Source organism: Acetivibrio sp., assembly GCF_035371925.1.
GTDB lineage: Bacteria > Bacillota > Clostridia > Acetivibrionales > Acetivibrionaceae > Hungateiclostridium.
Map to the genome: position 1 here is coordinate 1 of NZ_DAORXT010000093.1, position 10,950 is coordinate 10,950.

The window sequence follows — 10,950 nt, forward strand, 5'->3', positions numbered from 1 at the left end:
AGGTTTAAGAAATTTTATTTAGAACCGATACTTTTTGTGGGATAATCATTTTATACATTTTATATGATCAAATCAATATCTCAATTCAACTATCTTGCATAGCAATACAGACACCCATGTTTGCATCTCTGTTCATCATAGCCTCCAATATCTTTTGACCTGGTGCATCCGCATTCCTTTCTTTGTCCTGCGTCTTTTGCCCGAGAGGCCCTTTTTCCGAACAATGCTTCAAGATAAGGTCCGTCTATACAATGGCTCTTCTTCACTCCCTTTACTTCTTCAATAAGAGGATTACTGCATGTATAAATAGTAACTCCATATTTATCAGCAATCTCAACCAACTGGCTTACAAATTCAATTTGCTTTTGCTGTGAAGGAAGAAAATAAGTAAAACCGGATTTTTTCATTCTTTGCTCCACTTTTTTATACAAGCAAAGAAAGCTTATGGTACACCGGTTTACACCAAAGGATGAAATATCTTTGCATAAAGTCTCAAACATCTGTAGCCTTGCTCTCTCAAAGTTATCGGGTACCGGTTCTTTCTCTCCTTTTATGCTAAAAATAATAGGGTCAAATCTCCAGTTAATTTGCTGCGGTGAGTACTTTTGTGCCAGTTGTTCCATCTGTCTAATCGCTTCATTTGTGTCAACAACATTTGGCTCTAAAAGCTTTGAATACCCCGTGATTGTAAACTGAAAGTACAAATTATACAGCGACAAATATTTCGGGTCTTTCAGTACATTGGCAAAGGACTTGGACCACAGGCAAATTGAATGTACCTTTTCACAAGATAAATCCACCATGTATGTAGATCCGTTGTAAGGATTTTTCACCATTGCATATTTATTTTTCAGACATTCCTGCAGCCAGTCATAATAAAAGGCCGGAATATCCGTTCTTCTGCTGCAGCTTATTATTTCAAGCATCGAATTTCAAATTCCTCCACAAGTTTTTTGGATATATCAAAGTTTACCGGTTAACTATTTTACCACACCATACCTTATAATCAAAGTAAGTAAAACAAATGGTGTCTTGTAAAAAACTAAGGCAAATTAACCGCCTTAGTTTTCTTAAAATCAACAGCTATCATGTTTTAATCAGCAATTCGCACTATGTAACCATTTTGCCATATCACAGCTTGTATTTAAAGCAAGCAAATCATTAAGACAGTATTAAAATTAAGAAATGCCAACAGGATACGTAAAACAGTGGACAGTTTCTCTTTTCCCCTGTCCCTTAATACGGCGGAAGCATTCTCCTGATAACGTGAAATACAATTACAGGAATAAAAATAAGGTTTCGAATCAGGCTCAATCCCCAAAAAGGTTCTTTAACGCGAATTTCAAAAGCCTTCTCATTCTTACTGGCAAGAGCTTGACTTATATCTTCAATATACTTTATAGAGTACGGAAATAAATAAATGTTTTTTTGCAAGTCCTCCGGAATTCCTTTAGCTGTCACACTTCCCCCCAAAATACCACCCAAGATGGCTGCCGTAGTATCAGTGTCCCCACCACACTCAATCATTTCTGCAATACTTCTTCTAAAATCCCCCTTATAGCTCAGACACGCATGAATAACCGCAGGAACAGTATGATACATATATCCGCTGACTCCATTTCTAAGCCCCAAACGTTCCATATATTCCTTAGTACTTTCTTTATTATTAACACTCTCTACAACCTCTTCAATAATTTTAAGAAACTCTAAGCTTTCATAACCAATAAGAAGTACTTTTAATCCTTCATAAAAACTTGAAGGGTCTACTTCCTTACGGGTAGCGACAACAAAAGCTGCATATGCGACAGTTAGTGCACCAATTTCTGCTCTTGGGTCGGTATGGGTAATCCTCGTAGAAATCCTCACAAGGCTTTTCATTTTTTCAATATCGTTTCCATAAAGAATTCCTATCAATGCACTTCTCATTGCAGGTCCGTTCCCTGCAGAAAAAACACCGCTATTTTCGGGTGAAAAGCCCAAAAGCAGCTTTATACATGCCCTTAATGATGCAAAACCAACCCCTAAAGGCATTGATATTATCCATTTTCTCAGGGATTTTGCAAGATATTTTGAAAATGTTCCTTCATCCCCCGAGGAATGATACAAAGCGTGAGCGACCATCAATGTATGCTCCGTATCATCAGAAATAAAACCTTTGCCCAAAAAGAACTTTTGACTGTCAATATTTTTATAAAGCTTTTTTTGCCGATTTGCCGGCAATCCTTCATACAATAACCCTAACGAATCCCCAACAGCCGTTCCGATTATTGAGCCTAGAATTATTTCTTTCACAATTTATCAAATCTCCTCCCGGACATTTTTCAATTTATTAATTTATATTTTTGCCAGCAAGTCTGCCTTCAACGGCTTTTTGCCTTCACCCTGAGGTATCTCAACTCCCTGGAACTTGGCGTAGTTTACTTTTACTCCGTCATCCAAATCAATCTTTATTTTCCGGTTTGCAACATGGGCAATTACCTGGTCATACTGCAAACATTCTTCCATCTGCTTTAATATCTGTTCTTTTTTCTTTCTTGCATTGGCTTTTTCTCTTTGTGAAGCATTGGAGTCAATAGCAATATCCAGCCTTTTAATCTCATCTTCATAGGATTTTTGCAATTTATGAAGGTAATCGGTTCTTACCCTTGCCACTGTAAACTCATCATAACGGTGAATATAGACAAGTGCTTTAAAGCCATCCTGCTTTCCGGAATCAAAAAGCCAGTATATAGGCTTTTTCTGGTATATTTGCACATGATCCTTGTAAAATTCCTTTATGAAATATCTTCTAATAGCCTGCCTTGCCGTTTCAGAAGTTTTTCTTCCAATTGTATCGGCAATGTAGTCCAAATTTTCTTCTAAAGTATCTTCACCGAAAGTTGCTTTAACGAATTCAATAAACCTTCCAACGATGTCATCTTCAAAGTACTCGTCACCGGTAATGGGCAAAACATTATCCGGGTCAGGTGCAAAAGAAGCATTTGCCCATGAATAATCTTTATCGTCGCCTTCTTCATCTTTTACAGCCTTCTTTACTTTCCACTGCTCCCCCTCATATTTCCACTTGTCATTAAAATCCCCACCGGCACAAATAAGTCCCTCTTCGTCAATGGAGTACCGGCCGAACATGCATCCTACCGCATAGGAGATAAATGACTTTATTTCCCTTACCCTGTCGGCCTTCCTAACGGTTATATCCTTTTCCTCTACTTCGGGAGCAAGCTCATCCTGCAAACTGTATATTTCTATGAATATCCGATTTAGCTTCTCTTCATTGACTTTCAGCCGGTCAAACCGATTTTCCGCAAAGGCCGACCAATTATTAAACGCCTGTTGTATTGTAGTTTTATCTCCTTTATAAAGGAGTAAAGGGTGTTTTCTAAAGTCCCAGGATGTTTCGAATATATCCCAGTCATTACGTGACAAATTAATGTTTTCATTAACCAAAAAACTGATTTCGGACACTTTATCGGCATCCGGCAAAATAACCGGCAGTGAAGCAACATTTCCAACCTGAAAATTTAGAGTGGGATTAAGTACTCTCATTAGGACTGTCGCAATTTTAGAGCACAAAAGTCCAGTTATAAACAAATGATATTCCTCCGGAGGAAACACAGAAGAACCTCCCACGTCAAAAATAAACCCTTGGTCTGAATATCTGGCCCCAAAATATGATGAACTTACAAAGGACCAGGTAATTCCCTTCCTAAAATAATAACCGGGATTTCTTACAACCGATGGTTTATTATTTCGTATTTCTTCACCGTCATTCTCCCAATTAACAACATATTCATTGTTGCCATACCACTTTCTAAAGTCCCCGCCTTTGTTATAAGGAAACCATTTGTAGCCACTGTTTCTTGCAATTTCACTATTGGGAATACTAAACCCTATCTTTTTATAATCGACTTCATACCAAATTCTTAAAAATCTATCATTATCCGCCGTTGCCATCCCTTGCTTCGGTTCTGCAATTTCACTTAACGGTTTTCCCTTGCTAAAGCTATTAAGGACATTCTTACTCACCCAATAAGCAATCGGCATACCTAAAATAGTTTTAAAATTATCTGATGCAGCAATATAATACAGTTTACTATCATTATCTTTTGCAGAAAGCATTGAATTTTCTTTCTCTTTAGCATCTTTTATATCAACAAGCCTGATAAAAACAGATTTATATTTCTGCAATAAAAAATTCTTTAGAACAAAAGCAGTTGTCTGTACAACTTCCCCACCTATTTCTTCAAACGCTCGCGGTCCGAGATGAATCATATTGACAATAGTTTGGCTGGATATAACTTTTTCCCTTAGCTTTTCAAAGCTGGACAGAAACATCCAAGAATGCTGGTTAATCATCGCCATCATACCATTTCGCTTAACATACGGAACTTCCATAAAAGCTGAAAAAAGATCACTTTTGCTGTCGGGATATTTTTCCCTTAAAAACTCCACTAACTTGACATTCATACCCCTGCCGCCCATATAAGGCGGATTTGTACACACCACGTCATATTTTTGGCTCATTATTCTTGCTTGCTTTACCAATACAGGCACTTTCTCAAGGATTATACTCCTATACTGATATTCAAATAAATCTCCCGTATCGCCGTCTCTTATTTCCTCCAACCTTCTTACAATATCGTCAAAATCAATAGGCTTTACCTCAAGGATAGAGCCATACTCCTTGGCATCATGAAATATATCTATCAAATATTCGGCTTGTTGTTCTAGATCGCCATTGGATAAATCATTCAAATTTTCCCCTGACTCAAATCCTCTCTTTCCGTTTCTTGGCCCACTCTCTAAAGATGAACCTGAGGCATTAGAACATCTTTTTTTGAAATAATCAACTGCTTCCTTTGAAATACCGTTACTTTCCTGTATAGCACATATATTAACATTAAGCTTTTCTTTGAATATCCTTCTGTTCTTACTCCTCGCCTTCATCATAACTGCAAAACAGGCAAGCTGAGCGGCCCTGTCGTCTATATCCAGTCCGTACAGGTTGTTTTCAATAATAAGCTTTGGAATATCCTTTTCAGAATATCCTTCACTCTTGTAGATATCATAAAGAACGTCAAAGGCATACACCAAGATATGTCCGCTGCCCATGGCAGGGTCCAGCACCTTTATATCCTCCGGCCTTAATTCCCTGCTTTTAGCTCGCATTTCCTCCAACTGTTTTAAAACTTCAGGTTCCTGTTCTGCTTCCTCAATGTAATACTTCCACTTGGCTTTCAGCTCTTCATTAGGATGCCCTTCCAGCCACAGCCTTCCCAATGAATTTTCCACCATGTATTTGACAATCCAGTCAGGAGTAAACAGCTGGGTAGCCGCAGGAATATTCTCTTTGGCTATCTTTATATTCTTCTTTAACCCTTCAAAAACTTCATCTTTCTTTTCCGATATATAATATTGGTACATCCACCCTATAATTTCCACTTGGTCTTTAAAGTCTTCCTCCGATATGTCCTCCACCAGTCTTCTTATTACAGACCCTTCACCAAGAAGATTTGAAGGCAGAAGAATTTCTGTATAATCCTCAATCTTCTCAAACAATCCCGGAAGGATTTCTTTCAGAGCATTACACTGCCTTACAAGAAGGTACCTGTACAAAGCTTCGGTATCATTGGCATCCTGCAGTTTATACACCAGTTCTCTGTCCAAATCAAGGTCTATATTTGGTGCTTCTCTGATAATATCCGGCTCCTTCCTGCCGTGCTCTATAGAAGACAATACCCTCACACCTGTAGGAAGGTAATCGTTAACTTCCATGAAACGCAGGGCAATAAACCTGTTAAACCAGGTGTATGCAGCTTCCTCTATCACATTATCAAATCCATTTTCATTTATCCTGGCCACAAGGCTCTTTCTTTGCTCCATCTCCTCCATGTTCAAACTTCTGCTGCCTATTATCATTGTGTCTGAAGAAAAAACTTCAGGCTCTTTTATTTCCTTCTCAGTTATTCCTATTTCATAAGCTTTTTGCTTTATATCTTCAATGAATTTTTTTCTAGCCCATACTGCAAATTTCTTAATTGCTGCTTTATCCATGCTGCCGCCTCCTTAATTTTCATGATTAAGCAAATTGCTGTCTGATTGCCGGTCTCCATATCACCGCCGGCTATTTTTTCTTTAAAAAGTCGCTAATAGTCCTCTGGCTTTATTCTTTAAGTTTTTGGATTATGAGGGCTCACGCATCGATATTTTAATTATATCATCGAGTAAAATATTGTACAGGCTTTAGCATAAAGCTGTAATGTTTAGAATGGCAGAACAAAAAAAATGCCGTACAACTCCTCATATCTTTATTATTGACATGCCATATGGCAATAATATAAAATAAATTGTTCCCTAATAATTTATAAATTAATAATTAACGGTAAGAGGTTATGCTGTTATGCAAAATAAAATCAGTTATGAAGTAGAAAGAAGAAGAACGTTTGCAATTATATCCCACCCTGACGCCGGTAAAACTACTTTGACAGAAAAGCTTCTTCTGTATGGAGGCGCTATAAGACTGGCCGGTTCAGTAAAGGCGAGAAAAGCAAACAAATTTGCAACATCCGACTGGATGGAAATTGAAAAACAGAGGGGTATCTCGGTTACCTCAAGCGTTTTGCAATTTGAGTACAACAACTATTGTATTAATATATTGGACACTCCTGGCCACCAGGACTTTAGTGAAGATACCTATCGAACTCTTATGGCTGCCGACAGTGCAGTCATGTTGATTGACGGCGCCAAAGGAGTTGAGGAGCAAACCATTAAGCTCTTTCATGTTTGTAAGATGAGAGGTATTCCCATATTTACTTTTGTAAACAAAATGGACAGGGCAAGCAAAGACCCCTTTGAACTCATGGAAGAGCTGGAAAACGTCCTTGGAATCCGCGCATATCCCATGAACTGGCCGATAGGAACCGATGGAGATTTCAAAGGAGTATATAATAGAAAGCTTTCCCAGATAGAGTTGTTCGAAGGGGGCAATCACGGTCAGACTGTCGTTTCATCAACCAAAGGCAGCGTTGATGACAAGATATTTGCCGAGCTTCTTGGAGAGCATTATCATAATAAGCTCTGTGAAGATATCGAGCTTCTTGATATGGCCGGTGATGCTTTTGACAAGAAAAAAATATTGCAGGGTGAACTTACTCCGATGTTCTTCGGAAGTGCCATGACCAACTTTGGAGTACAGCCCTTTCTTGAAGAGTTTTTGGAGCTGGCCCCGAAACCTGGCATAAAGAACTCTTCTGAAGGAGAAGTGGACCCCGAATCGGACAAGTTTACCGGATTCGTGTTTAAAATTCAGGCAAATATGAACCCTGCCCACAGGGACAGAATAGCTTTTATCAGAATCTGTTCCGGGTGCTTTAACCGCGGTATGTCAGTCTATCATGTTCAGCAAGGAAAAGAAGTGCGTCTCTCCCAGCCACAGCAGTTTATGGCACAGGAACGCACCATTGTTGAAGAAGCCTATGCTGGAGATATAATAGGTGTGTTCGACCCCGGAATATTCCACATCGGAGACACCTTAAGCGAAGGCAACAGCAATCTAAGGTTTGAAGGAATTCCGATATTCCCGGCCGAACATTTTGCCAAAGTTACTCCTGTGGACACTATGAAACGAAAGCAGTTTATAAAAGGTATCAATCAGCTCGCTGAAGAAGGTACAATACAGGTATTCAAGCAAATTGATATTGGGGTTGAGTCCCTTATTGTCGGAGTCGTAGGAGTTTTGCAGCTTGAGGTTTTGGAGTACAGACTTAAGAATGAGTATGGCGTGGATTTAAGAATTCAGCGAATTCCCCAAAGACATGCCCGCTGGATTGCGTCGAATGACACAGATCCTCGAAATCTGACGTTAACAAGCACCACTATGATTGTACATGATGAAGATGAAAGATATGTTCTTCTGTTTGAAAATGAATGGTCCATACGCTGGGCTGAGGAAAAAAATCCTTCGTTAAAACTGCATGACATTGCAAAAAGGGATTTATAATATTCAAACTTGAAACTATTAAAATGAGGGTGGGCACATATGCCAACCCTCATTTCTTTCATCTGTCATATTTATTTGTTCAATATTCGAACCGCGTTTCTCCTTATTGCTTGTTTACTATTGTTTCTTTTTGATCTTTGTTCCTTACGTAGTAATGGTCTATAGAGCTTTCCAATATGTGTCCGTAAGCCCAGTAACCTTCCTCAACATCGGTAAACGGTACCTTTGCTCCTTCAAGCGGCCCTCTGAACAGCATTTTGTTTATTATTGTAACAGCTTCACTTCGGGTTATGTAGTTATCGGGCTTGAATAATCTCACACCGTTTTCCAGATAACCTTCTATCAATCTTACCCTGTATATTTCTTCTATGTAGTTCTGAGCCCAATGATTTTCGATGTCTGCGAAATTCGACTCTTCATGTTCAACATTTTTCAGCTTCAAATATTTAGCCAAAACCGTAGCAAATTCTGCCCTCGTTATAAAATTGTCCGGACGGAATGTACCGTCTTCATATCCTGTAAACAGACCTTTTTCTGTCACGGCAATTATATTGTTGTACGCCCAATGGTTCTTCGAAACATCCGGATATGTTCTGCTGCCTGAAATCTCTTGCTTCAATCCCAATATATTTGCCATAATTGTTGCCACTTCTGCTCTTGTTATATTGTTCAAAGGCCTGAATGTATTGTCTTCATAGCCTGCAATATATTTTCCGTGGAAGTTTTCGCCAAATCTATTCGAGTAAAGAAGGAATATGGTTTTTGATTCATCGTCATCTTTGTTAATCAATGTTCCGTCTGCCGTAACGTAAGCTGTGGCCGAAGAACTTATTTCCGGCACATCAAGTAGATTTACCTTGACCTTGTATTGAATTTTGCCTGAAGAATTCGCTTTAAGAGATTCAATTTTCCATTCAATGCTATTCTCTTTTTGAGTACCTCCAGCCACATCCACAGCAGTGGTGTCTTCGGGTATTTCCGCCTTTACGACAACATTATTTGCCTGAATATTGGTTTTGTTTTTGTAGGTGACGGTAAAGGTAATTACTTCACCCTCTTCGTATTGCGATTTGTCGGCGTGTATGAATACGGACAAATCCATGGGATAGACAGCAGGGATGTTTGGATTAGGCTCTGTAATTTCATTGTTATTTTTACCGCCGTTATTACCACCACCGTTATTGCCTCCGCCGTTATTGCCTCCACCGTTATTACCGCCGCCGTTATTACCGCCGCCGTTATTACCACCGCCGTTATTGCCTCCGCTGTTATCTTTCTTCTCTTTTATTACAACCTTTTTACTTGTCTCAGGCGAAATGTTTCCGGCATTATCAATTGTTCTTGCACAGATTTCCGTCTCTCCCAATGCAGTTATTGTTATTACAGTTCCATCCTCATATTTTTCCCAATCTTTTGTAGTCGCACCTTTTAAGCAGTACTCGGTTCTGTTAACTCCGGACTCATTGTCAACTCCCGGCACAATTGTTGCCGTAATCGATTGTCCTTGAGTCTCCTGCGCACTTGTATTAATTGTCGGCGCTGTCGGAGGATATGTATCAATATTAGTCACAACTTTTACAGCCTCTTTGCTTAAATTCCCCGCCAAATCCATACATACGGCATAGACTGCCTCATTAACCGACAAATAAAACTTGTCTTCATAGCCCGACCATTTGTCATCCTTGCCGACTTTATACAGTCTTGTAACAGCATCATCGGGATAGATTATTTCAATCAATACACTTTCTTTTGTCGGTATATTGTTGTCAGGTTTCTGCAAAATAATCGGTGTCTCCGGAGGAGTCTTGTCAATATTGCTAATCACCAATTCTGCAACTTCCGAAACATTTCCTGCCTCGTCAGTTGCCCTTGCTTCTATTTTGCCGTTATCATCCATTACTACTTGGTCATTTTTCGAAATATCGGTTATTGACTGCCAAGATCCGTCATTTATCTTTATCTCTTTTTTCACAGCATCTTGAGGATAATACACCGATACTACAACACTTTCGTTTGTTATCTCTGTTTTGTCCGGAACAAGCACCGGCTTTTCAGGCGGCACAGTGTCAACTGTAAACTCTATCTTGTCCGGATTTGACCTTACACCCATTTTATCCACTGCCCAGAAATAAAAGCTGTGCTTGCCGTCTTTAAGGTTAAAGGGTGTCAAATCTATAGTTCCGCTTATACTCTGGTTGGTTCCGTCGGCTATAATGGAATCTTTAAAGAGATTTCCGTCCATGCTGTCATTATAACTGTCAAAGCTAAAGTACAATTTCAGCTCGTCACCTACGTTTTCATCTTTAACATAACCTTTAACATCAATTTTATAATTGGTAATCATACCGCGTTTCGGCTCCGAAAGATATACTTCGGGACGAACGTTTTCAGTATATTTAATCTCAACCTTATATTTATAATATTTACACTTTTCTTTAGTTACACTACCTTCATATTTTACCCAGGACCATTCTTTTTCTGTATCATAACCAGAATCTACTTTTTTAAGGATTCCTTTATAACCGTCAACATCATAATTGTGTATTTCCGGGAAATCGTTTGAAGCAGGGTCCTTTATAGTTATCGTAACCTCCTTTGTGTGAGATTTCTCTTCATACACACCTTCCGAAACACTAACGGTTACTTTGTCTCCCTCTCTTTTATAAGACACTTTTCCCGTATCAACAGTAACATCTGAAATCTCAAAAAGATTCGGTATTTCAACTGTTTTTGAAGCCTTTTCGTTCATGCTTTCTTCAAAGTTTATAACAAAGGTTTTTTCTTCAGGTTTTGCCGATACAAAAGCTGCATTTTGACAAAGGACAGTAAAAAGTAAACATAATGCAACTAAAAACAACAAGGCTCTTTTACCCCAAATTTTCCTCATTTTTGCCACCACTCCTTGTACAATTAATATTGTTATTTCATCAGTGACTTTTGCCACTGTTCGA

The 10,950-nt window shown here is 38.9% G+C and carries 5 protein-coding genes; 1 reads left to right on the forward strand and 4 read right to left on the reverse strand.

Annotation, left to right across the window (positions count from 1 at the left end):
- Positions 1 to 89 precede the first annotated feature (89 nt).
- From PLH43_RS11205 to pglX, 3 genes are all read right to left on the reverse strand, one after another.
- Entirely contained in the window at positions 90 to 926 is an 837-nt protein-coding gene (locus PLH43_RS11205) for a DUF1848 domain-containing protein (RefSeq protein ID WP_324363115.1), read from the reverse strand.
- A 310-nt stretch (positions 927 to 1,236) separates the two neighbouring features.
- Entirely contained in the window at positions 1,237 to 2,292 is a 1,056-nt protein-coding gene (locus PLH43_RS11210) for an ADP-ribosylglycohydrolase family protein (RefSeq protein WP_324363117.1), read from the reverse strand.
- Between the two features lie 42 nt (positions 2,293 to 2,334).
- Entirely contained in the window at positions 2,335 to 6,054 is a 3,720-nt protein-coding gene (pglX, locus tag PLH43_RS11215) for a BREX-1 system adenine-specific DNA-methyltransferase PglX (protein ID WP_324363119.1), read from the reverse strand.
- A 346-nt stretch (positions 6,055 to 6,400) separates the two neighbouring features.
- On the opposite strand from pglX, the gene PLH43_RS11220 reads away from it, so the two are divergent.
- Positions 6,401 to 7,999: a peptide chain release factor 3 gene (locus PLH43_RS11220; protein ID WP_324363121.1), complete on the forward strand. Its 1,599-nt coding sequence runs from the start codon at positions 6,401 to 6,403 to the stop codon at positions 7,997 to 7,999.
- 103 nt (positions 8,000 to 8,102) lie between these two features.
- Here PLH43_RS11220 and PLH43_RS11225 read toward each other — a convergent pair whose 3' ends face one another.
- Positions 8,103 to 10,943 carry an S-layer homology domain-containing protein gene (locus PLH43_RS11225; protein ID WP_324363124.1) on the reverse strand — a complete coding sequence of 947 codons (2,841 nt, stop codon included), beginning with the start codon at positions 10,941 to 10,943 and terminating at the stop codon, positions 8,103 to 8,105.
- Positions 10,944 to 10,950 lie beyond the last annotated feature (7 nt).

Coding starts and splice junctions, on each gene's coding strand:
- PLH43_RS11205 (WP_324363115.1), bottom strand. CDS start 926: ATGCTTGAAATAATAAGCTGCAGCAGAAGAACGGATATTCCGGCCTTT.
- pglX (WP_324363119.1), bottom strand. CDS start 6,054: ATGGATAAAGCAGCAATTAAGAAATTTGCAGTATGGGCTAGAAAAAAA.
- PLH43_RS11220 (WP_324363121.1), top strand. CDS start 6,401: ATGCAAAATAAAATCAGTTATGAAGTAGAAAGAAGAAGAACGTTTGCA.